26 protein-coding genes and 1 riboswitch are annotated in these 24368 nt (G+C 68.4%); of the genes, 18 read left to right on the forward strand and 8 right to left on the reverse strand.

Annotated features, from left to right (window positions below):
* Positions 1 to 7: 7 nt before the first annotated feature.
* Positions 8 to 1684: a ribonuclease J gene (locus OK015_RS11485; RefSeq protein ID WP_268131529.1), complete on the forward strand. Its 1677-nt coding sequence runs from the start codon at positions 8 to 10 to the stop codon at positions 1682 to 1684.
* Here OK015_RS11485 and OK015_RS11490 read toward each other — a convergent pair.
* The 3 genes from OK015_RS11490 to OK015_RS11500 are packed head-to-tail and all read right to left on the reverse strand — an operon-like array spanning position 1681 to position 3694.
* Positions 1681 to 2553, reverse strand: a complete 873-nt coding sequence (locus OK015_RS11490; protein WP_268131531.1) for an SAM-dependent methyltransferase — start codon at positions 2551 to 2553, stop codon at positions 1681 to 1683. The two genes, OK015_RS11485 and OK015_RS11490, sit on opposite strands and share 4 nt — an antisense overlap.
* Positions 2554 to 2558: 5 nt before the next feature.
* Positions 2559 to 3383, reverse strand: coding sequence for a mycofactocin-coupled SDR family oxidoreductase (locus OK015_RS11495; protein WP_268131533.1), 825 nt, complete (start codon positions 3381 to 3383; stop codon positions 2559 to 2561).
* Complete coding sequence (locus OK015_RS11500; protein ID WP_268131535.1) at positions 3380 to 3694, reverse strand: putative quinol monooxygenase; 315 nt, start codon at positions 3692 to 3694, stop codon at positions 3380 to 3382. The genes OK015_RS11495 and OK015_RS11500 overlap by 4 nt, the downstream gene beginning before the upstream one ends.
* Positions 3695 to 3954: 260 nt before the next feature.
* Between OK015_RS11500 and OK015_RS11505 the strand changes: the two genes are divergently transcribed.
* The gene (locus tag OK015_RS11505; RefSeq protein ID WP_268131537.1) at positions 3955 to 6483 is read left to right on the forward strand and encodes an FtsK/SpoIIIE family DNA translocase; all 2529 of its coding nucleotides are present in this window, start codon (positions 3955 to 3957) and stop codon (positions 6481 to 6483) included.
* Here the strand turns inward: OK015_RS11505 and OK015_RS11510 are convergent.
* Complete coding sequence (locus tag OK015_RS11510; RefSeq protein ID WP_268131539.1) at positions 6480 to 6998, reverse strand: amino-acid N-acetyltransferase; 519 nt, start codon at positions 6996 to 6998, stop codon at positions 6480 to 6482. The two genes, OK015_RS11505 and OK015_RS11510, sit on opposite strands and share 4 nt — an antisense overlap.
* Positions 6999 to 7054: 56 nt before the next feature.
* On the opposite strand from OK015_RS11510, the gene pgsA reads away from it, so the two are divergent.
* The 4 genes from pgsA to pspM all read left to right on the forward strand — a co-directional run bounded on the left by pgsA (position 7055) and on the right by pspM (position 9848).
* Positions 7055 to 7645 carry a CDP-diacylglycerol--glycerol-3-phosphate 3-phosphatidyltransferase gene (gene pgsA, locus OK015_RS11515; RefSeq protein WP_268131541.1) on the forward strand — a complete coding sequence of 197 codons (591 nt, stop codon included), beginning with the start codon at positions 7055 to 7057 and terminating at the stop codon, positions 7643 to 7645.
* 57 nt (positions 7646 to 7702) lie between these two features.
* Positions 7703 to 8041 (forward strand): transcriptional regulator ClgR, encoded by a 339-nt coding sequence (gene clgR, locus OK015_RS11520; protein ID WP_268131543.1) that lies wholly within the window; start codon positions 7703 to 7705, stop codon positions 8039 to 8041.
* Positions 8042 to 8177: 136 nt separating this feature from the next.
* Positions 8178 to 9008, forward strand: coding sequence for a phage shock protein PspA (gene pspA / locus OK015_RS11525; RefSeq protein WP_268131545.1), 831 nt, complete (start codon positions 8178 to 8180; stop codon positions 9006 to 9008).
* Between the two features lie 18 nt (positions 9009 to 9026).
* Complete coding sequence (pspM, locus tag OK015_RS11530; protein ID WP_268131547.1) at positions 9027 to 9848, forward strand: phage shock envelope stress response protein PspM; 822 nt, start codon at positions 9027 to 9029, stop codon at positions 9846 to 9848.
* Here the strand turns inward: pspM and OK015_RS11535 are convergent.
* Both OK015_RS11535 and OK015_RS11540 read right to left on the reverse strand, forming a co-directional pair.
* Positions 9842 to 10264 carry a DUF5313 domain-containing protein gene (locus OK015_RS11535; RefSeq protein ID WP_268131549.1) on the reverse strand — a complete coding sequence of 141 codons (423 nt, stop codon included), beginning with the start codon at positions 10262 to 10264 and terminating at the stop codon, positions 9842 to 9844. The genes pspM and OK015_RS11535 overlap by 7 nt on opposite strands.
* A 4-nt stretch (positions 10265 to 10268) precedes the next feature.
* On the reverse strand, positions 10269 to 10700 hold the full coding sequence (locus OK015_RS11540; protein WP_268131550.1) for a limonene-1,2-epoxide hydrolase family protein: 432 nt from the start codon (positions 10698 to 10700) through the stop codon (positions 10269 to 10271).
* Positions 10701 to 10749: 49 nt separating this feature from the next.
* On the opposite strand from OK015_RS11540, the gene OK015_RS11545 reads away from it, so the two are divergent.
* Together OK015_RS11545 and OK015_RS11550 are read left to right on the forward strand one after the other, a co-directional pair.
* Positions 10750 to 11916, forward strand: coding sequence for a glycosyltransferase (locus OK015_RS11545; RefSeq protein WP_268131552.1), 1167 nt, complete (start codon positions 10750 to 10752; stop codon positions 11914 to 11916).
* Positions 11917 to 11939: 23 nt separating this feature from the next.
* Entirely contained in the window at positions 11940 to 12134 is a 195-nt protein-coding gene (locus tag OK015_RS11550) for a DUF3046 domain-containing protein (RefSeq protein ID WP_442791238.1), read from the forward strand.
* Between the two features lie 37 nt (positions 12135 to 12171).
* Here the strand turns inward: OK015_RS11550 and OK015_RS11555 are convergent, their stop codons facing one another.
* Complete coding sequence (locus OK015_RS11555) at positions 12172 to 12849, reverse strand: (2Fe-2S)-binding protein (protein ID WP_268131554.1); 678 nt, start codon at positions 12847 to 12849, stop codon at positions 12172 to 12174.
* A 43-nt stretch (positions 12850 to 12892) separates the two neighbouring features.
* A riboswitch (cobalamin riboswitch) is annotated at positions 12893 to 13022 on the reverse strand.
* Between the two features lie 163 nt (positions 13023 to 13185).
* On the opposite strand from OK015_RS11555, the gene recA reads away from it, so the two are divergent.
* The 4 genes from recA to OK015_RS11575 all read left to right on the forward strand — a co-directional run bounded on the left by recA (position 13186) and on the right by OK015_RS11575 (position 16910).
* Positions 13186 to 14223 carry a recombinase RecA gene (recA, locus tag OK015_RS11560; protein ID WP_268131556.1) on the forward strand — a complete coding sequence of 346 codons (1038 nt, stop codon included), beginning with the start codon at positions 13186 to 13188 and terminating at the stop codon, positions 14221 to 14223.
* Positions 14192 to 14710, forward strand: a complete 519-nt coding sequence (recX, locus tag OK015_RS11565) for a recombination regulator RecX (protein ID WP_268131558.1) — start codon at positions 14192 to 14194, stop codon at positions 14708 to 14710. Before recA ends, recX begins: the two co-directional genes overlap by 32 nt.
* A gap of 146 nt (positions 14711 to 14856) precedes the next feature.
* Positions 14857 to 16302 carry a tRNA (N6-isopentenyl adenosine(37)-C2)-methylthiotransferase MiaB gene (miaB, locus tag OK015_RS11570; protein WP_268132643.1) on the forward strand — a complete coding sequence of 482 codons (1446 nt, stop codon included), beginning with the start codon at positions 14857 to 14859 and terminating at the stop codon, positions 16300 to 16302.
* Complete coding sequence (locus OK015_RS11575) at positions 16299 to 16910, forward strand: Rv2732c family membrane protein (RefSeq protein WP_442791239.1); 612 nt, start codon at positions 16299 to 16301, stop codon at positions 16908 to 16910. Before miaB ends, OK015_RS11575 begins: the two co-directional genes overlap by 4 nt.
* Here the strand turns inward: OK015_RS11575 and OK015_RS11580 are convergent.
* Positions 16907 to 18247: a DUF349 domain-containing protein gene (locus OK015_RS11580; protein ID WP_268131561.1), complete on the reverse strand. Its 1341-nt coding sequence runs from the start codon at positions 18245 to 18247 to the stop codon at positions 16907 to 16909. The two genes, OK015_RS11575 and OK015_RS11580, sit on opposite strands and share 4 nt — an antisense overlap.
* Before the next feature lie 444 nt (positions 18248 to 18691).
* Between OK015_RS11580 and OK015_RS11585 the strand changes: the two genes are divergently transcribed.
* The 6 genes from OK015_RS11585 to hflX all read left to right on the forward strand — a co-directional run bounded on the left by OK015_RS11585 (position 18692) and on the right by hflX (position 24292).
* The gene (locus OK015_RS11585) at positions 18692 to 18856 is read left to right on the forward strand and encodes a hypothetical protein (protein ID WP_268131563.1); all 165 of its coding nucleotides are present in this window, start codon (positions 18692 to 18694) and stop codon (positions 18854 to 18856) included.
* A 449-nt stretch (positions 18857 to 19305) separates the two neighbouring features.
* Complete coding sequence (locus OK015_RS11590) at positions 19306 to 20244, forward strand: DMT family transporter (RefSeq protein ID WP_268131565.1); 939 nt, start codon at positions 19306 to 19308, stop codon at positions 20242 to 20244.
* A 52-nt stretch (positions 20245 to 20296) separates the two neighbouring features.
* The gene (locus tag OK015_RS11595; protein WP_268131566.1) at positions 20297 to 20992 is read left to right on the forward strand and encodes a hypothetical protein; all 696 of its coding nucleotides are present in this window, start codon (positions 20297 to 20299) and stop codon (positions 20990 to 20992) included.
* Entirely contained in the window at positions 20989 to 21924 is a 936-nt protein-coding gene (gene miaA, locus OK015_RS11600) for a tRNA (adenosine(37)-N6)-dimethylallyltransferase MiaA (RefSeq protein ID WP_268131568.1), read from the forward strand. The genes OK015_RS11595 and miaA overlap by 4 nt, the downstream gene beginning before the upstream one ends.
* A gap of 4 nt (positions 21925 to 21928) precedes the next feature.
* Positions 21929 to 22807: a diaminopimelate epimerase gene (gene dapF / locus OK015_RS11605; protein WP_268131570.1), complete on the forward strand. Its 879-nt coding sequence runs from the start codon at positions 21929 to 21931 to the stop codon at positions 22805 to 22807.
* A gap of 45 nt (positions 22808 to 22852) precedes the next feature.
* Positions 22853 to 24292 (forward strand): GTPase HflX, encoded by a 1440-nt coding sequence (gene hflX, locus OK015_RS11610; RefSeq protein ID WP_268131572.1) that lies wholly within the window; start codon positions 22853 to 22855, stop codon positions 24290 to 24292.
* The last annotated feature ends 76 nt before the right edge of the window (positions 24293 to 24368 follow it).

A 24368-nucleotide genomic window follows, 5' to 3' on the forward strand; every position in this document is an offset into this window, starting at 1 on the left:
TCGACAGGTGAACGACGCTCTGCGCCCACCCGGTCCGTTGACCGCAGGTGGGTTGCGGGTGACTGCGCTGGGTGGGATCAGCGAAATCGGCCGCAACATGACGGTTTTCGAGCATCTGGGCCGGCTGCTGATCATCGACTGCGGGGTGATGTTTCCCACCCACGACGAGCCCGGCGTCGACCTGATCCTGCCGGATCTGCGTCACATCGAAGACCGGCTCGACGACATCGAGGCGCTGGTGCTCACGCATGCGCACGAGGACCACATCGGCGCGATCCCGTTCCTGCTCAGGCTGCGGCCCGACATCCCGGTCGTCGGCTCCAAGTTCACCCTGGCGATGGTCGCCGCCAAGTGTCGCGAGCACCGCATCAAGCCGGTTTTCGTCGAGGTCAAAGAGGGGCAGAGCAGCCGGCACGGCGTGTTCGAGTGCGAATACTTCGCCGTGAACCACTCGATCCCGGACGCGCTGGCCATTGCCGTTTACACCGGCGCGGGAACGGTTTTGCACACCGGCGACATCAAGCTCGACCAAACCCCGCTGGACGGCCGGCCCACCGACCTGCCCGGCATGTCACGGCTCGGCGACGCCGGTGTGGACCTGTTTCTGTGCGACTCCACCAACTCCGAGCATCCTGGCGTCGGGCCGTCCGAAAGCGAGGTAGGCCCGACCCTGCACCGGCTGATCCGCGGCGCCGACGGTCGAGTGATCGTGGCGTGCTTCGCCTCCAACGTCGACCGAGTGCAGCAAATCATCGATGCCGCAGTCGCTTTGGGTCGGCGAGTGTCGTTCGTCGGGCGATCCATGGTCCGTAACATGAGCATCGCCCGGGACTTGGGCTTCCTGCGGGTCGCCGATTCCGACCTGATCGACATCGGGGCCGCCGAGCTGATGCCGCCCGAGCGGGTGGTACTGGTCACCACCGGCACCCAAGGCGAACCGATGGCCGCGTTGTCGCGGATGTCGCGTGGCGAGCATCGCAGTATCACGCTGACCGCGGGGGACCTCGTCGTGCTGTCGTCGTCGTTGATCCCGGGTAACGAGGAGGCGGTCTACGGGGTGATCGATGCGCTGTCCAAGATCGGCGCCCGAGTCGTCACCAATGCCCAAGCCCGGGTGCATGTTTCGGGCCACGCCTACTCCGGGGAACTGCTCTTCCTGTACAACGGGGTGCGGCCCCGCCATGTGATGCCCGTGCACGGCACCTGGCGCATGCTGCGCGCCAACGCCAAGCTGGCCGCCACCACCGGGGTGCCGGAAGAGTCAATCCTGCTGGCCGAGAACGGTGTCAGCGTCGACCTGGTCGGGGGCAGGGCGTCGATCGCGGGAGCGGTGCCGGTCGGCAAGATGTTCGTCGACGGGCTGATCACCGGCGATGTCGGCGACATCACCCTGGGCGAGCGGCTCATTTTGTCCGAGGGATTCGTCGCGGTGACCGTGGTGCTGAACCGTGGAACCGGGCGTGCGGCCGTGACGCCGCACCTGTATTCGCGGGGATTCTCCGAGGATCCCAAGGCGCTCGAGCCCGCCGTGCGCAAGGTGGAGGAGGAGCTGGAAGCGCTGGTCGCGTCGGGGGTGACCGACCCGATCCGGATCGCCCAGGGCGTGCGCCGCACCGTCGGCAAATGGGTGGGCGAAACCTATCGCCGGCATCCGATGATCGTGCCGACGGTCATCGAAATCTAGATCTTCTCCGCGAAAGCCGACCATTCCAGCTGCGAGGCCTTGAGTTTGCGGCCGGTCGGCTCGACGTAGCGCGCAATCAGTTCGTCCGGTCCGGCCTGCTCGACCAGTCGCCATCCGTACTCGGCGATGAACCCGGCAACCTCGTCGGGCTCCAAGCCGAAATGCCAAAGTTGTTGGCGCCGACGGACCTTGCGATACAGGGTGCGGGTGCCGTATCGATTCGTCCCATCGATGAAGTCCCGCCGCACATAGGTGAACACCAGCCGGCTGCCCGCGGCAGCCGCGCGCAGTCCGTCCAGCGTTCGCCGCACGCCGCCCTCGGTGAGGTACTGGGTCACGCCTTCGCAGACGAAGAACGCCCGGTAGTCGGTGTGATAGCCGTGCTCGGCCAACGCGGTGAGCAGGTCATCACGCTCGAAATCCAGTGCCACCAACCGAACCGACAGCGGGGGACCGCCCAGCACCCGCTGTAGCGTCTTGGCCTTCCTGGCGATGTTGACCGGCAGATCCACCTCGAAGACCGGGATACGGACCCGCCGGTTCAGCAGGTAGGCACGGGTGTCCAGTCCGGCGCCCAGGACGACCACCGCATTGATGTCACCGATCGACTCGGTGATCTTGTCGGCGATGAAACGCTTGCGGCAGGCCAAGTTTGCCCATAGGCCGGGGCCGGTCCACTCCGATCCCCGAATCATCAGGCGGCGGATCGGCGTCGCTCGGGTCGCGGCGACCAGCCAGCGCAGCGGGGCCGGCAAGAACAGGTCCGCGAGGTCATCGTCGACCAGCCGCCGCCCGGCTGGTTCGTTCTGCTCGACGGCGGCCAGCACCATCGGACCAAAAGCGGTCTGTGCTGCGGGGTTTCGGGCCATGGCTGCTACTTGTTCAAGAAGCCCGCGTCGACCGGCAACGTCACACCGGTGATGTATTTAGCCTGATCGGACACCAGCCAGGCCACCGCGTTCGCGATGTCTTCGGGCTGCAGCACCTCGACCGGCATCGCATTGCCCATGGTTCCCGGCGTGTCGGTCGCGGCGGCCATCTGGGCCAGCCATCCGCGGGTGAACTCGTTGTTGATCATCGGTGTTTCGACGCCCGTCGGGTGGATCGAGTTGACCCGAATCATCTCCCTTGCAAGCAGATTCGCATAGACACGCATCAGTCCGACCACTCCGTGCTTGGCGGCCGCGTAGCCGACGGAGCCCGCGTCCGGGCTGCCGACGCCGGCCAGTCCCGCGGCCGAACTGATCAGTACGATCGACCCGCCGCTGCCCTGCTTGACCATGGTCGGTATCGCGGCCTTGATGGTGTTGTAGACGCCGGTGAGGTTGACGTCGATGACGTCGCGCCAACCGTCGTCACCGGACTGCATCGGCGCGATGCCGGCGTTGGCCACCACGATGTCGAGCCGGCCGAGCTCGTGGACGGCCGTGCGCACCGCGGCCGACAGCGCGGCGCGGTCGCGAACGTCAGCTTCCCTGGCCACGATGCGGGCTCCGGTGTCCTCGACGAGTTTGACGGTGGCCGCCAGGTCCTCGGCGGTGGCGAGTGCGTACGGCACGCTGGCGATCGGCGCGCAGATGTCGACGGCGATCACGTCGGCGCCGTCGCTGGCCAGCCGCACCGCATGCGCGCGGCCCTGACCGCGGGCCGCGCCGGTGATCAGCGCGACTTTCCCTTCCAGCGGGCGCTGGTCACTCACCGGCGCAGTTGGCCTTTGTCCGGGTCGCCCGCGGGAACCGGCTGCAGCATCTTGATGTCGGGTGCACCGGTCAGGTGCTCGCCGGCCGCCGTGAACAACTTGGCCACCGCGGGAGCCGAGCTGTGCGTCTTCAGCGCCTCTTCGTCGGCCCACTGCTCGACGAAGACGAAGGTCTCACCCGATTCGTGCACCGAATACAGCTGGCAGCCGGGCTCCTCGTGCACTTCTTCGGCCGCGGTCTTGAGGATGTCGCGGACGGTGTCGACGGACTCGGGTTTGACGGTCAAGGTGGCGACGACGACGACGGGCATGTGGGGCCTCCTGGCAGCTCACGGGGTGGTTGACGGGGTGACTTTCGTCACCCACGATCACACCAAGCCACCCTACTCAGGGGCCCGCGACGCGAATCATCCCGCGTCCACCCGAATGGTCGGAGCCGCGGCCACGACGGCGAATGGGGCGGATTCGGCCATCTCGGCATGGTAGAGCCGGCCGACCACCGAACTGTCACGCTTTTGTGACCCGTGTGGCAGATGGTGAATATGGGGCGACTGCGACTAGGCTGGACCCCATGGCTAGTAAGACCGCTGCCCGCTCCGGAGCCCGAACGAGCAGGTCAAAAGCCACTTCGCGCGCCGGCGGGTCCCGAAGTGCGCGACCGGCACCTGCCCGCAAGAAGGTGAGCAGACCGGCCAAGCGGCACAACCGGTCGCTGTTGGTTGCCACCGGGGTGACCTGCGGGCGCGCCATGCGCGCCACCTGGCTGTTGGCGGCACGGGGTACCGGCGGTGCGGCCCGGTCGATCGGGCGGGCCCGCGACATCGATCCGGGGCACCGCCGCGACGGAATCGCCCTGGTGCTGCTCGGCATTGCCGTGGTGGTCGCGGCCAGCTCCTGGTTCGACGCCGCGCGGCCGGTCGGCGCGTGGGTCGACGCGGTGTTGCGCACCTTCATCGGCGCCGGTGTCCTGGCGTTGCCGGCCGTCCTCGGCGTGCTGGCAGGGGTGCTGATGCGCACCCAGCCCAATCCGGAGGCGCGCCCGCGGCTGATCCTGGGCGCCAGCATGATCAGCTTCTCGTTGCTCGGTCTGCGCCACCTGTGGTCCGGTTCGCCGGAAGACCCCGAATTGCGCCGTCACGCAGCAGGATTCATCGGGTTTGCCATCGGCGGTCCGTTGTCGGAGGGGTTGACGCCCTGGATTGCCGCGCCACTGCTGTTCATCGGGGCACTGTTCGGACTGCTGTTGCTGACCGGCACCACGCTGCGCGAGCTGCCCGAGATGATGCGGGCCTTGTTCGGCACCCGGTTCGTCGACGAGGACTACGGATACGACTACGCGGACGAGCCCGGCCACGACGCCGATGCCCAACCGCGCGAAGACTTTTCCGACGGTTACTACGACGACGGCGCATTCGGCAGGGAACCACAGGCGTGGCCGTCGGCGGACGAGGCCCCCGTCGTTCTCGACGAACCGGTGCCGGACGAAACCCCCACCATTCCCGAATCCGCCCTGAAGACCGGAGAAGCGAAGACCCGGCGTCGCGCCGCCAAGAAGCAGGACACCCAGGTGCTGGACCGGGTCGTCGACGGCCCATACCACCTGCCGTCGATGGACCTGCTGGTGGCCGGCGACCCGCCGAAGAAACGCAGCGCGGCCAACACGCAGATGGCCGACGCCATCAGCGAGGTGCTGACCCAGTTCAAGGTCGACGCGGCCGTCACCGGCTGCACCCGCGGTCCCACGGTCACCCGCTACGAGGTGGAGCTGGGGCCGGGCGTCAAGGTCGAGAAAATCACCGCCCTGCAGAAGAACATCGCCTACGCGGTGGCCACCGAGAGCGTCCGGATGCTCGCCCCGATCCCCGGCAAATCCGCGGTCGGCATCGAGGTGCCCAACACCGACCGGGAAATGGTGCGGCTGGCCGACGTGCTCACCGACCCGTCAACCCGGCGCGATCACCATCCGCTGGTCATCGGGCTGGGCAAGGACATCGAAGGCGACTTCATCTCGGCCAACCTGGCCAAGATGCCGCACCTGCTGGTCGCCGGCTCCACCGGATCCGGTAAGTCCAGCTTCGTCAACTCCATGCTGATTTCGCTGCTGACCCGGGCCACCCCGGAAGAGGTCAGGATGATCCTGATCGACCCGAAGATGGTGGAACTGACGCCGTACGAAGGCATTCCGCACCTGATCACGCCGATCATCACCCAGCCGAAAAAGGCCGCGGCCGCGCTGGCCTGGCTGGTCGAGGAGATGGAGCAGCGCTACCAGGACATGCAGGCCTCTCGAGTGCGCCACATCGACGACTTCAATGCCAAGGTGCGCTCCGGCGAGATCACCGCGCCGCTGGGCAGCCAGCGCGTCTACCGGCCCTACCCGTACGTGGTCGCGATCGTCGACGAGCTGGCCGACCTGATGATGACCGCGCCGCGCGACGTCGAAGACGCCATCGTCCGGATCACCCAGAAGGCCCGCGCCGCCGGCATCCACCTGGTGCTGGCCACCCAGCGCCCGTCGGTGGACGTGGTCACCGGGCTGATCAAGACCAACGTGCCGTCGCGGCTCGCGTTCGCGACGTCGTCGTTGATCGACAGCCGGGTGATCCTGGATCAGGCGGGCGCGGAAAAGCTGATCGGCATGGGCGACGGCCTGTTCCTGCCGATGGGCACGAACAAACCCATCCGGCTGCAGGGCGCCTACATCACCGACGAGGAGATCCACGCCGTCGTCACCGCCTGCAAGGACCAGGCCGAACCCGAATACACCGAGGGCGTCACCGCCGCCAAGCCCACCGGCGAGCGCACCGACGTCGACCCCGACATCGGCGACGACATGGACGTCTTGCTGCAGGCGGTCGAGCTGGTGGTGTCCAGTCAGTTCGGTTCCACCTCGATGCTGCAGCGCAAACTGCGGGTCGGCTTCGCCAAAGCCGGCCGGCTGATGGACCTGATGGAGACCCGGGGCATCGTCGGGCCCAGCGAGGGATCCAAGGCGCGCGAGGTGCTGGTCAAGCCCGACGAGCTGGCCGGGACGCTGGCGCTGATCCGCGGCGGGGCCGGATCAGCCGACGCCGACGGATCCGACGACGACGGCGACTAAAGCAGCAGCAACATCCGCGTGTTGCCCAGGATGTTGGGCTTGACGTAGCTGAGGTCCAGGAACTCGGCGACACCGACGTCGTAGGAGCGGCACATCTCCTCGAACACCTCGGCGGTCACCGGCGTGCCCTCGATCTCGGTGAACCCGTGCTTGCCAAAGAACTCGGTCTCGAACGTCAACACGAAGATCCGCTCCAGCTGCAGTTCGCGTGCGACGTCGAGCAGCCGGGTGACGATCGCGTGGCCGATGCCGTGGCCGGTCGCCGCGGGGTGGACGGCGATGGTGCGGATTTCACCGAGATCTGCCCAGAACACGTGCAACGCGCCGCAGCCGACCACCCGGCCGTCGAGCTCGGCCACCCAGAACTCCTGGACGGCCTCATACAGCGTCACCAGGTTCTTTTCCAGCAGGATCTTGCCCGCATAGGTGTCGACGAGTTGCTTGATCGCGGGGATATCGGAGGCTCGTGCGCGCCGGACGACGACCTTCTGGTTATCCCGAGAAAGTTCGGTCACGGGTAACAGTATTGACATCTGGGGCGGGGGTGCTGGTCAACCGCTATTCTGTTGCCGTGTCGGGGCAGCCGCAGACAGGACCCGTGGCCGGACGCGTCAGCATCGCCAACCTGGCCAATGTCCTGACGCTATTGCGCCTGGTGCTGGTTCCGATCTTCCTGCTCGCATTGTTCGCCGGGGGTGGCCACGAAACCGTGGCGCGGATCGTGGCCTTCGTGGTGTTCGCGGTGGCCTGCATCACCGACCGGCTGGACGGCCTGCTGGCCCGTAACTACGGCATGGCGACCGAATTCGGTGCGTTCGTCGACCCGATCGCCGACAAGATGCTGATCGGGTCGGCGCTGGTCGGGCTGTCGATGCTCGGCGATCTGCCCTGGTGGGTCACCGCCCTGATCCTGGCCCGCGAGGTCGGGGTGACGCTGTTGCGGCTGGCGGTGATTCGCCGCGGCGTCATTCCGGCCAGCTGGGGCGGCAAACTCAAGACCTTCGTCCAGGCGGTGGCCATCGGGCTGTTCGTGTTGCCGGTGTCGGGACCGTTCCTGGTGGCGGCATCGGTGGTGATGGCCGCCGCGATCGTGCTGACCGTGGTCACCGGAATCGATTACGTAGCCTCGACCGTCAGGGAAGTGCGGCGGACGGGAACCTAGACGGCGGCTGCCGGCGTTGACCTGATGAAGCAGCTTTGCCGGACGAAGGAGAGCAGGATGTCGCCATTGGTGCGCGAGGTCATTGGCGAGGTGCTGCGCCTGGCCCGAACGTCACAGGGCCGGACGCTACGCGAGGTGTCGGACGCCGCGCGGGTGAGCCTCGGGTATCTCTCGGAGGTGGAGCGCGGCCGCAAAGAGGCCTCCAGTGAGCTGCTGAACGCGATCTGCGACGCGTTGGACGTCCCACTGTCGACGGTGCTCACCGACGCGGGTGAGCGGATGGCCGACGAAGAACGCGCGGCCCGCAGCATGCCCAATGGCGCGGCGAGCGCCACCACCATCGACGCGAGCACCAAGGTCGTCATCCCGCCGGTAGCCTCGCTCGTGGTGGCCTGAGTGCGTGAACTACCGGGCAACGCCGATCGCGCCACAGGGGTGCGGCGATCGGCGACGACCCGATAAATTGAGCGGCAGGGTGATTGCTAGGGCCTATCAGGGGTCCGGCACACAGAAGCGAAGGTGGAGCTAACTCATGGCCAATCCGTTCGTCAAAGCGTGGAAATACGTCATGGCGCTGTTCAACTCGAAAATTGACGAGCATGCCGACCCCAAGATCCAGATCCAGCAGGCCATCGAGGAAGCCCAGCGCACCCACCAGGCGTTGACGCAGCAGGCGGCGCAGGTGATCGGTAACCAGCGCCAGCTGGAGATGCGTCTCAACCGGCAGCTGGCCGACATCGAGAAGCTCCAAGTCAACGTGCGTCAGGCGCTGACGCTCGCTGACCAGGCCACCGCCGCCGGAGATGCCGCCAAGGCCGCCGAGTACACCAACGCCGCCGAGGCGTTCGCGGCCCAGCTGGTGACCGGGGAGCAGAGCGTCGAAGACCTCAAGACGCTGCACGACCAAGCGCTGGGCGCGGCGGCGCAGGCCAAGAAGGCCGTCGAACGCAACGCCATGGTGCTGCAGCAGAAGATCGCCGAGCGCACCAAGCTGCTCAGCCAGCTCGAGCAGGCCAAGATGCAGGAACAGGTCAGCGCGTCGCTGCGGTCGATGAGCGAGATCGCCGCCCCGGGCAACACCCCGAGCCTCGACGAGGTGCGCGACAAGATCGAACGGCGCTACGCCAACGCGATCGGCTCCGCCGAACTCGCGCAGAACTCCGTGCAGGGCCGGATGCTCGAGGTCCAGCAGGCCAGCGTGGAGATGGCGGGTCATTCCCGGCTCGAGCAAATTCGCGCGTCGATGCGAGGCGAAGCCCTGCCGACAGGCGGGACACCTGCGGCTCCCGGCGCCACGCCGGCTACGCCCGTGCCCGCCGAGAACCCCGGCGCACAGGTGGCCGAGAAACCCTTCGGTCAGTAGCCGGTCGGTCGGTGTGACATGGCGGTAAGGGCAACGCAGCGCGGGGCCTTTCGGGCACTGCTGCAGCAGGGCCTGGACATCGCCGCCGATCTATCCGGCTTCGTCGCCCAGAAGATCAGCGCGGCCGCCGACCCGCGGGCGCGGCTGCTGCGCCGCCGCCGCCGCGCCCTGCGGTGGGCTTGGATCTTCACCGCGGGCAGCGTGTTGTGGGGTTTGGTGACCGCGGTGCTGGCGTGGTGGGGCTGGTTCGTGTTGCTCCTGCAGATCACCGGCGCGATCGCGGTCCTCGAGGTAATTCCCGCGACGTTGTTGTTCTTCCGCTACCACTGGCTGAAGTCGGAGCCGCTGCCGGCGAGCCGGCCCGTCAACGCCCGTCGCCTGCCGCCCCCGGGTTCCGCGGCCCGACCCGCGATGTACGCGCTGGGCGCCTCCGAGCGCGGGTTCTTCTCGTTGCTGGGCGTGATCGAGCGCGGTGCGATGCTGCCGGCGGTCGAGATCGGCGACCTGACCGCGGCGGCGAACAAGACCTCCGCGGCGATGGCGGCCACCGCCGCGGAGGTGGTGTCGATGGAGCGCGCGGCGCACAACTCGGACTCGTCGCGGGCATATCTGGTGCCGACCATCAACGCGTTCACCGCGCAGTTGAGCGCCGGCGTCCGGCAATACAACGAAATGGTCACCGCCGCAGCGCAATTGGTTTCTTCGGCGAACGGCGATGCCGATGTCGGGCTCGCCGCGGCACACCAGCGTTACCGGGCCGAACTGGTCGAGGCTACCGATCGCCTGACCGGTTGGGCTCAGGCGTTCGACGAACTCGGCGGGTTACCGCGCCGTCAGTGATCGGGTGACTGCGGAGGCCCGGCTTCCGGCCGCGGCCCGTAGCGCTCGATGTAGGCCTGGTGGATGTGGGCGTCACGCTTGCGGGCGAGTTCGTCGACGAGATCCGGGTCCAGACCGTGCACCTGCAGCATGTGGCGGCGCCACACCTTGTTCAGCGCGTGCGAGAAGTACACGAACGGAATCAGGATCGGCAGCGTCATGCTGAGGTGGACGACCAGCGTCGTCGGGATGAACCAGAACGGGATGAGAATCAGGACCGCCGGCACCGCGACGCGGGTCATCATCCGGCGCGCGGCGCCCTTACCGGCCAGGTCGTTGCGCACCCAGTCCCGCATCGAGTCGGGCAGCCGGCCGCCGCAGCAATAACGGATGTAGGCAAGAGCGTTCGGCTTCGTGCGCTTTCCGGTGCCGTCCACCGCGTTAGAACGACGCTTTGAGCGACGGGATCGCCAACGCGGCCACACCGCGCAGCAACGCCTTGGTCATGTCGAAGAAGTCAAAGTAGTCCCGCCACAGCGTGATTCGCCCGTCGCGGACCTCGAACACCCCGCAGACCCAGAACTGCAGCCGCAGCGGGCCGAAGATCAGCGCATCACTGCGCTCGGTGAGCACCGCGGCGCCGTCGGCGGCAATCCGGTGAATCTTCACCTCGAACGAGGCGCGACCCTCCATCCCGCGGAACAACTTGATCGCCCGGTGGCGGCCGCGGATCGTCGGCAGGCCGACGTTCTCGTAGACGAGGTCGTCGTCCAGCGTGGCCTCGGCGGTCGCGAAGTCCTCGTCCTGCAGTGCGTGGAGAAATGTCTCGACCGTGCGCGTGTTCGCGACGGCTGTCCCAGTCAGCTCGGTCATGGTGTCAGCGTAGGCGCGTGCCGGCCGGGCGCTGTGGCAGGGTAAGGCGGTGCGAGTCGCCGTGGTCGCCGGGCCGGATCCCGGGCACTCGTTTCCCGCGATTGCGCTGTGTCAGCGTTTCCGGGACGCGGGCGACGAGCCCACCCTGTTCACCGGCGAGGAATGGATCCGGGCCGCCCGTGATGCCGGCATCGAGGCGGTCGGACTCGACGGGTTGGTGGCCACCGACGACGACCTCGACGCCGGGGCCCGAATTCACCGGCGCGCCGCCCGGATGGCCGTGCTCAATGTGCCGGTGCTGCGGGACCTGGAACCCGACCTGGTGGTGTCCGACGTCATCACGGCCGGCGGTGGCATGGCCGCCGAGCTGCTGGGGATCCCGTGGATAGAACTCAACCCGCATCCGCTCTATCTGCCGTCGAAAGGGTTGCCGCCGATAGGCAGTGGTCTGGCGCCGGGTACCGGCATCCGCGGGCGGCTGCGCGATACGACGATGCGGGCGCTGACGGCGCGATCCGTGCGTGCCGGCCTACGACAGCGCGAGATATCCCGGGTTGAGATCGGTCTGCCGGCGCGCGATCCCGGCCCGCTGCGGCGGCTGATCGCCACACTGCCCGCACTGGAAGTGCCCCGCCCGGACTGGCCGGCCGAGGCCGTCGTGGTGGGGCCGCTGCACTTCGAGCCGACCGATCACATCCTCGAGGTTCCAGACGGCGCGGGGCCGGTGGTGGTCGTCGCGCCGTCGACCGCCCTGATCGGGACCGAAGGTCTGGCCGAGGTTGCCCTGGGGTGCCTGACGCCGGGGGAGACATTGCCGGCGGGGTCGCGCCTGCTGATATCGCGGTTGGGTGGACCGGATCTTCCGGTGCCGCCGTGGGCGGCCGTCGGCCTGGGACGTCAGGACGAGCTGTTGGCGCACGCCGACCTGGCGATCTGCGGCGGGGGCCACGGAATGGTGGCCAAGACGCTGCTGGCCGGGGTGCCGCTGGTGGTGGTTCCCGGCGGCGGCGACCAGTGGGAGATCGCCAACCGGGTGATGCGCCAGGGCAGCGCGCGACTGATTCGTCCGTTGACCCCCGATGCGTTGGTCCGGGCGGTGGGTGAGGTGTTGTCGACACCTCGCTACCGCGAGGCCGCGCGCACGGCCGCGGCCGGCCTCCACCGCGTCGCCGACCCGGTGCGGGTATGCCATCAAGCGCTGGCGCTCGCCGGGTGACCGGGCTCGGTATCTTGGCTGGCGTGCGGCTGACGGAGTTCAACGAGCGGGTGGTGCTGCGGTTCGGCGCCGCGTACGGCGCATCGGTACTGGTAGACCACGTGCTGCCCGGTTTCGGCGGGCGGACCGCCGCCCAGGCGATCGAGGACGGCGTCGAGCCCCGCGACGTCTGGCGGGCATTGTGCGTCGACTTCGACGTGCCCCGCGACCAGTGGTGAACCCGCTTACCCGCTTACCCGCAACGCCGCCGCACACTCATCTCCGAGTGGACCGCGGTGCCTCGCGGAACACGCAGTCGCCGCACACGGCTCGCCCGGGCAGCCGATAGAACAGGCAGCAGCTGTCGCGCCGGAAGCCCAGATGTGAGCCGGTGATCACGCCGGAGCCCGACAGCACGCCGGTGTCCAGCAGCGAGTCGGTGATCTCGACGATCCGCGCGCGTAAGTCGGGCCGGACCGCCAGCAGTGCGCGCGATGCGCCGACGAGTGCGGACGCGATGTTGCCCGCCAGCAGCGCGGGCGCCAGCTTGACCTGCAGGCCGGCCGCGAACGGCTGCATGTGGTGTTGCACCACAACGCGATACAACAACCCCGCCGAGATGTCCTCGACCGCCTGTCCAAGGGGCTCAGGCAGGCGCAGCTGCGCTCCGTCGTCGGCACGTTCGAGATCGTTGAGGACCGGAACGATGCCGTGGGCCAATGCGCAGGCCAGCACGGGTGACCACAGCCGGGTGGCATGGCCGAGGTGAACCAGCGAGGCGCCGATCCGTAAGTCCGTCGAGCGGTAGCGCCGCACGGTGGCGCCGATCAAATCGGTAAAGCCGTCGGCGTAGTCCTGGCGAACCGGGTGCCATCCGGTCCCGGTCCCGCCCACGGTCAGCGCGAAAAACCCTTTGTAGGTTGATATTTCGGCAAGCTCGCCGGAGATGTCCATGCGTGCGCGTCCACCCTCTCCGGGGAGATCCGCCCCAGCGTCCAGTGAGGGAGCGCCGACGATGAGTATCTGGCTCTCGGGTCAGGATGTGCCCGATCACAGTGGCGGGACCGCACCGGATTCGCACCGGTTTCCTCAGCGTTTCGTGCAGGCCCGTCGACGCCCTTTCGGTAGCCGATATTGCCACACGGAACTCCCGCGGCGTGTCGAACTTGAATCGAACAGGTGTTCGTCTACTGTGGGGATCGTTCGACGATGACTTGTCGGTGGGTCTCTCTAGTGTCACGGCCAACCGACCGATACCGGTCAGAGAACAACGACTACAGGAGAGACGCCATGGCGCAAGCCCCCGACCGCGAAAAAGCCCTCGAACTGGCAATGGCCCAGATCGAGAAGAGCTACGGCAAAGGCTCGGTGATGCGTCTCGGCGACGAGACACGTCAGCCGATCTCGATCATTCCGACCGGATCCATCGCACTGGACGTGGCCCTGGGCATCGGCGGCCTGCCCCGCGGCCGGGTCGTGGAGATCTACGGCCCGGAGTCCTCGGGTAAGACCACCGTCGCCCTGCACGCGGTGGCCAATGCCCAGGCGGCCGGCGGCGTCGCGGCGTTCATCGACGCCGAGCACGCCCTGGACCCGGACTACGCCAAGAAGCTGGGCGTCGACACCGATTCCCTGCTGGTCAGCCAGCCCGACACCGGTGAGCAGGCCCTGGAGATCGCCGACATGCTGATCCGCTCCGGCGCCCTGGACATTCTGGTCATCGACTCGGTCGCCGCACTGGTGCCGCGCGCGGAACTCGAGGGCGAGATGGGCGACAGCCATGTCGGTCTGCAGGCCCGGCTGATGAGCCAGGCGCTGCGGAAAATGACTGGCGCGCTGAACAATTCGGGAACAACCGCGATCTTCATCAACCAGCTCCGCGAGAAGATCGGGGTGATGTTCGGCAGTCCCGAAACCACCACGGGCGGAAAGGCGTTGAAGTTCTACGCGTCGGTGCGCATGGATGTGCGCCGGATCGAGACGCTCAAGGACGGCACCGACGCGGTCGGCAACCGCACCCGGGTCAAGGTCGTCAAGAACAAGGTGGCGCCGCCGTTCAAGCAGGCCGAGTTCGACATCCTCTACGGCCGCGGCATCAGCCGGGAGGGCTCGCTGATCGACATGGGCGTGGACCAGGGCTTCATCCGCAAGTCCGGTTCCTGGTTCACCTACGAGGGCGAACAACTCGGCCAGGGTAAGGAGAACGTCCGCAACTTCTTGATGGAGAACGCCGACATCGGCAACGAGATCGAGAAGAAGATCAAGGAAAAGCTCGGCATTGGGGCGGTGGTGACCGATGACGTCCTGCCCACCCCCGTCGATTTCTGAGCCTGCCCGCGAAGAGCAGGCGCGGGCGCTGTGCCTGCGCCTGCTCACCGCGAGGTCGCGCACCCGGGCCGAGTTGTCCGGCCAGCTCGCGAAACGTGGATACCCCGGCGACGTCAGTGCCCGGGTGCTCGACCGGCTGGCCGACGTCGGGCTGGTGGATGACAGGGACTTCGCCGAACAGTGGGTGCAGTCCCGGCGCGCCAGGGCGGGAAAGAGCCGGCGCGCCCTGGCCACCGAGCTGCACACCAAGGGCGTCGACAACGAAGTCATCAACACGGTGCTGGCCGGGATCGACGCCGGTGCCGAGCGAGACCGGGCCGAGGAACTGGTGCGGGCCAAGCTGCGGCGCGAGACGCTGAGCACCGACGACGTGCGGATCACTCGTCGGCTGGTGGGGATGCTGGCCCGCCGTGGCTACAGCCAGAACCTCGCCTGCGAGGTTGTCCTCGCCGAGTTGGCCGCTGAGCGGGAACGCCGCCGCGTCTAGCTGGGGGTTCATCCGGCAGGTTTCGCGCCGATCGGTCGCCGTAGCATGGTCACGTGACTTCGACAGTGGCGCCGGGTGCCGCGAGCCTCAGCGGGCCCGTGGCGGGGTCGAAGCGCACGTATCAAGTTCGCACCTACGGCTGCCAGATGAATGTCCACGACTCCGAGCGGTTGGCGGGCCTGCTCGAGGCGGCCGGCTACCAGCGCGCTGCCGAGGGCGCCGACGCGGATGTGGTGGTCTTCAACACCTGCGCGGTCCGCGAAAATGCCGACAACAAGCTCTACGGGAACATCAGCCACCTGGCTCCGCGCAAGCGCGATAATCCCGACTTCCAGATCGCGGTCGGCGGCTGCCTGGCCCAGAAAGACCGGGAAGCCTTGCTGCGCAAGGCGCCCTGGGTCGACGTCGTGTTCGGCACGCACAACATCGGCTCGCTGCCCGCGCTGCTCGACCGGGCCCGGCACAACAAGGTCGCCCAGGTCGAAATCGTCGAGGCGCTGCAGGAGTTTCCGTCATCGCTACCCAGCGCTCGCGAATCAGCCTATGCCGCTTGGGTTTCCATTTCCGTCGGCTGCAACAACAGCTGCACGTTCTGCATCGTCCCGTCGCTACGGGGCAAGGAGGTCGACCGCAGCCCGGCAGACATTCTGACCGAGGTCCGATCGCTGGTGGCCGACGGCGTGCTGGAAGTCACGCTGCTGGGACAGAACGTCAATGCCTACGGCGTCTCGTTCGCCGATCCGGCAGTGCCCCGCAACCGCGGCGCCTTCGCCGAGCTGCTGCGGGCCTGCGGAGGTATCCACGGACTGGAACGTGTGCGGTTCACCTCGCCGCACCCGGCCGAATTCACCGACGACGTCATCGAGGCGATGGCGCAGACGCCGAATGTCTGCCCCGCGCTGCATATGCCGTTGCAGTCGGGCTCCGACCGGATGCTGCGCGCGATGCGCAGGTCCTACCGCGCCGAGCGCTACCTCGGCATCGTCGACCGGGTGCGAGCGGCGATGCCGCACGCGGCCATCACCACCGACCTCATCGTCGGATTCCCCGGTGAGACCGAAGAGGACTTCGCGGCCACCCTCGATGTGGTGCGCCGGGCGCGGTTCGCGGCCGCGTTCACCTTCCAGTACTCCAAGCGGCCCGGCACCCCGGCCGCTGAGCTCGACGGGCAGCTACCGAAAGCCGTTGTGCAGGAACGCTATGAGCGGCTGATCGAATTGCAGGAGCAAATCTCCCTGGAGGGCAACCGCCAGCTGATCGGTCAGAGTGTCGAATTGCTGGTCGCCACGGGCGAAGGCCGCAAAGACGCTCGCACGGCCCGCATGACCGGGCGGGCGCGCGACGGCCGGCTGGTGCACTTCGCCTGCAACGATGCCGCCGACACACCGGTGCGGCCCGGCGACATCATCACCACGGCGGTCACCGAGGCCGCGCCGCACCACCTGATCGCCGATGCCGGCATCCGGACCCACCGTCGTACCAGAGCCGGCGACGCGCACGCCGCCGGACAGCGACCGCGCGGTACCGGCTTGGGCATGCCCGGTATCGGGCCGGCCGCCAAACCAACCGAACCCCTTGGATGTGCCCGATGACGAAGGAAGACACCGGCTTTGACGCCCTGCGCGCCGAGATCGAGGCCGCAGAGCGTCGCGTAGCACGCGAAATCGACCCCGGCCCAAGGGCGTTCATCGTCGCCATCCTGGTGTTCGTACTGCTGGCATCGTTCATCCTGCCGCATACCGGCCAGGTGCGCGGCTGGGATGTGCTGTTCAGCAGCCACGGCGCCGGCGTGGCCGCGTTGTCGCTGCCTTCGAAGGTGTTCTCCTGGCTGGCACTGGTTTTCGGTGTCGGATTCTCGATGCTGGCACTGCTGACGCGTCGCTGGGCGTTGGCCTGGATCGCGCTGGCGGGCTCGTCATTGGCCAGCGCGACCGGCCTCTTGGCGGTGTGGTCACGCCAGACCGTGGCCGCCGGTCATCCCGGCCCGGGTGTCGGGTTGTTCGTGGCATGGATCACCGTGATCCTGTTGACGTTCCACTGGGCCCGCGTGGTGTGGTCGCGCACGATCGTGCAACTCGCCGCCGAGGAGCAGCGGCGCCGTATCAGTGCCGAGCAGCAGTCCAGGACGCTGCTGGAAACCCTGGGTGACCAGGACACCCCCGATGCGGGGGCGCCTGGGGACCAGGCGGCGGGCCGCTAGGACCTGCGGGTCAGCGCCGCAGCGGCCGCTTCGGCCCATTGCCGCCATTGCTCGGCGTTGGCCTGTGCCTCCTGAGCTTCCTTCGTCCGGCCGGCCGCGGCCGCCTTGCGGGCCTGCTGCTCGTAGTGCTCGGCACGGGTCGCGAACTGTTCGGCCCGCGCCTGCGCCTCCGGGTCAGCCCAATTCGCTTCGCCGGCGTCGCGCACCTTCTTCTCGACGGCGCGCAGCCGCCGCTCCAGATCGGCCGACCGCTCCCGGGGCACCTTGCCGATCGCGTCCCATTTGTCGGCGATCGACCGCAGTGCCGCTCGGGCGGCTTCGTGGTTGCTGGTGTCGATCTTCTCGGCCTCGGCCAGCAGCGCCTCTTTGGCAGTGGCGTTGGTCTGGAATTCCGCGTCCTTTTCCGCTGTCGCGGCATTACGGGCGCTGAAGAACGAGTCCTGGGCGGCCTTGAAGCGACGCCACAGCGCGTCGTCGACCTCCCGGGTGGCGCGCCCCGCGGCTTTCCATTCGCTCAGCAGCTTGCGGAATTCGGCGCTGGTGCCGGCCCAGTCCGTCGACTGGGACATCTCTTCGGCCCGCTCGCAGAGTTGTTCCTTGGACTGCCGCACGCCCGCGCGTTCGCGGTCCAACTCGGCGAAGTGAGAACCCCGGCGCCGGTTGAACGCCTCACGCGCCGCGGAGTAGCGCTTCCACAGCGCGTCGTCGACCTTGCGGTCCAGGCCGCTGATCGTCTTCCACTCGTCGAGGATCTCGCGCATCCGGTCGCCGGCGACTTTCCAGTGCGTCGAGTTGGCGGCCAGATCCTCGGCCTCGGCGGCCAGCGCCTCCTTGCGGGCGGTCTGAGCGGCCCGGTGCTCGTCGCGCCGGGAGCGATCAGCGGCCACCGTGGCGTCGGCGTGCTCGACCAGGGTGCTCAGCCGGCGCGCGAGCCCGTCGATATCGCCCAGCACCGAGGCCGTCGGCAACGTCTCGGCGAGCGCGACGGCGCTGGCTTTGATCTTGCGCGCATCGCCGCTTCCGGAGGCCAGTCGCTCCTCCATCAGCGTGACCTCGGTGCTCAGGTCGTCGAATCGCCTGCCGAAGTGGGCGAACGCGGCGTCCCGGTCGCCGGCCTGCCAGGAGCCGATTATGCGTTCGCCGGCGGAGCTGATCAGCCATACCGTTCCGTCGTCGTCGACGCGTCCGAACTTGTGCGGATTGCTGGCCGGCGGCAACACCACCGGGGGAGCGCTCGGGCGCGGTGTCGGCCCTGGACCGGGACGCGGACCCGGACGTGGTCCGGGACGTGGCGCCGGCTTGGGCGCGTCGCTGGAGCGGGGCTCGTCGTCGGTCATGCGCTGGTCACACCCTTTCGCGCGGTCGCTGTCCCGCGCACCTGCCGCGCGTAGCGGCACCCGTACCGTCTGGAGAATTGTGCGGCTTTGCGGCCTATCAGCAGCTGCTCCGTCACCGATTCCACCAGTATTCAAGCAGCTTGGCGGGCCGGATGCCGCAACCTGATGGTCACCGTTGGGACAGCCGGCTGTGTAACAGTGGGTGCACCCAGCATGTTTACTCACCACCCGTCTCGACTTCGGAGAGAATCCGCTTACGGACAAGGTGGATATCGCCGCTTTGCTCGCGTGGAGTTCGGCGGTTGTGCGTCGCGATCGGCGGCATCTGCCAGCAACGTGCGACACACCGGATTATCGACCCGCCGCTCGGCCAAGTGCAGCTGTTCGCCAAGCTGGCACGCAATCTGCGGTGGGCGTGCTGATCCTGATCGGGAAGCAGGCGGTGTGCAGAACCAGGTTTCGTTGCTGCTGGTGCAGGCGTTGCTGGTGCTGTCGCTGCTGTTCGCCGCGGTGAACGCGATCGTCACGGTCGGCAACCCGCGGGCCGGCCATGGCGCTCGAGGGTGCCGCCGGTCAACCGGCGTAGTACGTCCGCGCCGCCTCGGGTAACAGTTCGATTGCACCGTCACCGGGGCCATTTGGCGACTTCGCGGCACCCGGTACCGTGACAAGACAAGTGGTGTTGTTGTTACTTGTGGGGTTAGAGGGGGGCGTGTCAAGAGAGCGAAGGTTTGGTCGTTGCGACGACCGCGTCGGTCGGTGGCGGACCAGCGACAATCGTTGTCGGCGAGCAAACATGGGCAGGCGGTCGGCCGCCCGGCTGTGACACCATTGGGAGCGGTTCTCCGGTCCTATCGGGCGTCAGCCACCAGACACAGCCGTGCCACAGGTTCTGCATAGGTTTGTGAACTTAAGTATTGAGGATCCATCGAGTGCGTGGCTGTCCGTCCTAGATATGGGGAGTTACAGCGCACACACGTCGGAAACGGTTTCGAAACGGGTAGTGAATACCCGTCGCAGATAATGGCCCACGGGCCGCGCCGGGGAGGGGGTCGCAAATGACAAAAACGGATGTCGCGGTTGTCCTCGCTTTGCTCGCCGCCTTCGCGTCGGCACTGGGAAATGTCGTCCGTCAGCGTTCAGCGCAGGAGATCACGGACAAACCGGTGGGCCACCTGGAGCTCTTCCGGATGTCGGTGCGCGACTCCAAGTGGTGGCTGGGGGCGGGTGGGGCCATCGGCAACTACGCACTGCAGGCCGCCGCGCTGACGCTGGGCTCGGTGATGCTGGTCACGTCGTTGCAGGTGACGGCCCTGCTGTTCGCCTTGCCGATCTACGCGCGCATGACCCGGCGCGCGGTCACCCGCTGGGAATGGACCTGGGCGCTGCTGCTGGCCGCCGCGTTGGCCGTCGTGGTCGTCGTCGGCGATCCGGATCCCGGTGCCTCGCGTGGCTCGGTGCAAACGTGGATGGTGGTGGCCCTGGTGATGGGCCCGGCGCTGGTGTTCTGCGTGTGGGGCGCGCGGAAGTGGCCCGGCTCGGTAGCCGCGGTGCTGCTGGCCATCGTGGCCGGTTCGTCGTTGGCGCTGTTCGCGGTGTTGACCAAGGCCGTCGTCGAGGTCGTCAGAGGTGGTGTCGGCGCGCTACTCACGGCGCCGGAATTCTACGCGTGGATAGCTGCCGCGCTGGCGGGGATGATCTTTCAGCAGTCGTCGTTCCGTGCCGGCGCATTGACCGCCTCACTGCCGACCTCCGTGGTGGCCAAGCCGGTCGTCGGTTCGATCCTCGGCATGGCCGTGCTCGGTGAGTACCTGGACTGCAACGGGACGGCCAAGGTCGTTCTTGCCTTCGGAGTCGTGGTGGTGGTCGTCGCGACCATCGCGCTGGCCCGGGGTGAGGCCGCGACCATGTCGACCAGTTTCGCGGAGAAGCTGGCCAAAAAGGCACTGCGCAGATCCGCCGAGGTACGCCTGGCCGAGGCCAAGTGCAGCGGCTGACCGCTTACCTGTTGGCCTAGCGGGCGCCGACCCGTCGGTTAGTTTGGGTGGCGTGCTGAGCGCCATCGCAATCGTTCCCGCCACACCGCTGCTTGTTCCCGAGCTCACCGGGTCAGCGGCTGCCGAGGTCGCCGACCTGGCCACCGCGGTGCTGGCGGCGGCCGCGCTGCTGCCGTCGCGGTGGGTCGTGATCGGCACCGGCGACACCGACGAGGTCGTGGGCCCCGACGGGATCGGCAGCTTCGGGGGCTTCGGCGCCGACGTGCGGGTCCGGCTCTCGCCACCCACCGGCGCGCCCCGCGAGCCGGTGGCCGACTTCCCGCTCTGTGCGCTGATCGCCGGCTGGCTGCGCGGCCACGCCCGGCCCGAGGCCGGCGCGCAGGTGCGTGTCTACCGCGGCGACCATCACGTCGACACCGCGCTGGCGCGCGGCAGGCAGCTGCGCACCGAGATCGACCGGGCGCCCGATCCGGTCGGCGTGCTGGTGGTCGCCGACGGTGCGAACTCGTTGACACCCGGCGCTCCCGGCGGTTATGACCCCGACAGTCCCGATGCCCAGCTGGCCCTCGACGACGCGCTGGCAAACGGCGACACGGCCGCGCTGGCCCGGCTGCCGGAGCGGATCCTCGGGCGGGTCGCATTCCAGGTGCTGGCCGGGCTGAGCGAGCCCGGGCCGCGTTCGGCCAAGGAGCTGTACCGGGGAGCGCCCTACGGAGTGGGGTACTTCGCCGGAGCCTGGCAGCTGTGAGGCCAGCCCCGCGACCGCTGGCGATCATCGGACCCACCGGGACCGGCAAGTCGCGGCTGGCCCTCGACGTCGTCGAGCGACTCAGCGGTGAGGTGAGTGCGGAAATCGTCAACGCCGACGCTATGCAGCTCTACCGCGGCATGGACATCGGGACCGCCAAGCTGCCCGTCGAACAGCGGCGCGGCATCCCACATCACCAGCTCGATGTCCTGGACGTCACCCAGACCGCGACCGTCGCCCGCTATCAGCGCGACGCCGCCGCGGATATCGAGGCCATCGCGGCCCGCGGCGCGGTACCGGTCATCGTGGGCGGTTCGATGCTCTACGTCCAATCGCTGCTCGACGACTGGTCGTTCCCGGCGACCGATCCCGCGGTGCGGGCGCGCTGGGAGCAGCGCCTCGCGGAGGTGGGGGTGGGTGTGCTGCACGCCGAACTGGCCCGCCGCGACCCGGCCGCCGCCGCGGCGATCCTGCCCACCGATGGCCGGCGCACGGTGCGCGCGCTCGAGGTGGTCGAGCTCACCGGCCGGCCGTTCGCGGCGTCCGCGCCCCGCATCGGCGTTCCGCGCTGGGGCACTGTCATCGTCGGATTGGACTGCGAGACAACGATTCTCGACGAGAGATTGGCCCGGCGCACCGACACCATGTTCGAGCAAGGCCTGGTCGAGGAGGTGCGCGCGCTGCTGCTCGAGGGTCTGCGCGACGGAGTCACCGCCTCGCGCGCGCTCGGCTACGCGCAGGTGCTCGCCGCTCTCGAGGCCGACGACCCCGAAGCTTTGCGCGACGCCCAGGAGCAGACGTTCGTCGGCACCCGGCGCTATGCGCGACGGCAGCGGTCGTGGTTTCGGCGCGATCACCGGGTGCACTGGGTGGACGCCGCCGATACCGGTTTGGTCGAGCAGGCTTTGCAGGTGTGGCGGCAAGTACTCTGAACTGGTGATCTTCACCAAAGGGCACGGCACCCAGAACGACTTCGTGCTGCTGCCCGACGTCGACGCCGAGCTGCCGCTCACCGCGGCACGGGTGGCCGCGCTGTGCGACCGGCGCCGGGGGCTGGGCGCCGACGGCGTGCTCCGCGTGACCACCGCGGGCGCCGCGACGAGGGCCGGTGTGCTCGATCGGCTGCCCGACGGGGTCAGCGCCGGCGACTGGTACATGGACTACCGCAACGCCGACGGGTCGATCGCCCAGATGTGCGGCAACGGCGTCCGGGTCTTCGCGCACTACCTGCGGGCCAGCGGCCTGGAGGCCCGCGACGAGTTCGTCGTCGGATCGCTGGCCGGCCCGCGGCCGGTCACCGTGCACCACGTCGATGCGACCAACGCCGATGTCACGGTCGACATGGGCAAGGCCAACCGGCTGGGCAGCGGGGGACCGGCGTTCGAGGCGGTCGTCGGCGGCAGGCGGTTGCGCGGGTTGGCGATCGACGTCGGCAATCCGCACCTGGCGTGCGTCGACCCGCAGCTGAGCAGCGAGGAGCTCGCCGCGCTGGATGTCGCTGCGCCGGTGCAGTTCGACCGGGCGCAGTTCCCGGACGGCGTCAACGTCGAAGTGCTCACCCCGGCCGCCGGGGGCGTCGTGCGGATGCGGGTCCACGAGCGCGGGGTGGGCGAAACCCGTTCCTGCGGCACCGGAACGGTCGCGGCCGCGGTGGCCGCCCTGGCCGACGCCGGGGCCGACACCGGGACGCTGACCGTGCGCGTGCCCGGCGGCGACGTCGTCGTCACCATCACCGAGGCCACCAGCTACCTGCGCGGGCCATCGGTGCTGGTCGCCCGCGGGCAGATCAGCCATGCCTGGTGGAGCGCGCTGTAATGCAGATGCAATGCCGCCCGCGACGTGCCACCATCGAAAGTGGCTATGACATTTCCTGATTCGCCCGACCCGGGCTCGCTAGATTCGACGCCCAGCGTCGGCGAACTCGCCCTCGAAGACCGATCGGCGCTGCGGCGTGTCGCCGGCCTTTCCACCGAACTCACCGACGTCTCCGAGGTCGAGTACCGACAGCTGCGGCTGGAGCGCGTCGTGTTGGTGGGGGTGTGGACCGACGGCAGCGCGGCCGACAACCAGGCCAGCCTGGCCGAGCTGGCCGCCCTGGCCGAAACTGCCGGCTCGCAGGTGCTCGAAGGGCTCATCCAGCGCCGCGACAAGCCCGACCCGTCGACCTATATCGGCTCCGGCAAGGCACAGGAGTTGCGGGAGGTGGTCCTGGCCACCGGCGCCGACACCGTGATCTGCGACGGCGAGCTGTCCCCGGCGCAGCTGACCGCGCTGGAGAAAGCCGTCAAGGTCAAGGTGATCGACCGCACCGCGCTGATCCTCGACATCTTCGCCCAGCACGCCACCAGCCGCGAGGGCAAGGCGCAGGTGTCGCTGGCTCAGATGGAGTACATGCTGCCCCGGCTGCGCGGCTGGGGTGAGTCGATGTCCCGGCAGGCCGGTGGCCGCGCCGGCGGCAGCGGCGGCGGTGTGGGTCTGCGTGGTCCCGGTGAGACCAAGATCGAGACCGACCGGCGCCGCATCCGCGAGCGGATGTCCAAGCTGCGCCGCGAGATCAAGGACATGAAGCAGGCCCGCGACACCCAGCGCAGCCGCCGGCTGCACGCCGCCTTGCCGTCCATCGCGATCGTCGGTTACACGAATGCCGGCAAGTCCAGCCTGCTCAACGCGCTGACCGGGGCCGGGGTGCTGGTGCAGGACGCGCTGTTCGCCACCCTGGAGCCCACCACCCGGCGCGCCGAATTCGGCCCCGATTTTGGGGCGGCCGGGCGTTATACGATCACCGACACCGTCGGATTCGTGCGGCACCTGCCCACCCAGTTGGTCGAGGCGTTCCGCTCGACACTGGAGGAGGTCGTCGACGCCGATCTGCTGGTGCACGTCGTGGACGGTTCCGACGTCAACCCGCCCGCCCAGATCAACGCGGTGCGTCAGGTGATCTCCGAGGTGGTCTCCGACCATAAGGGCGATCCGCCGCCCGAACTGCTGGTGGTGAACAAGATCGACGCGGCCAGCGATCTGATGCTGGCCAAGCTGCGGCACGGGCTGCCCGGTGCGGTGTTCGTCTCCGCGCACACCGGCGACGGCATCGACGCGCTGCGCCGGCGGATGGCGGAGCTCGCGGCTCCGACCGACACCGCGGTCGACGTGGTGATTCCCTACGATCGCGGTGATCTGGTGGCGCGCGTGCACGCCGACGGTCGCGTCCAGCAGGCTGAGCACAACTCCGAGGGGACGCGGATCAAGGCCCGGGTTCCGGTCGCGCTGGCCGCGAGCCTGCGAGACTTCTCCACTCGCTGAGCGCGACGCCGTCTGCCTACCAACCGTCTGGTTGGTATATGTTGGGCGGCAGAATCCCATTCGCCGGAGGTCATCG

The sequence above is a fragment of the Mycobacterium sp. Aquia_216 genome, from assembly GCF_026723865.1.
Taxonomy (GTDB): domain Bacteria; phylum Actinomycetota; class Actinomycetes; order Mycobacteriales; family Mycobacteriaceae; genus Mycobacterium.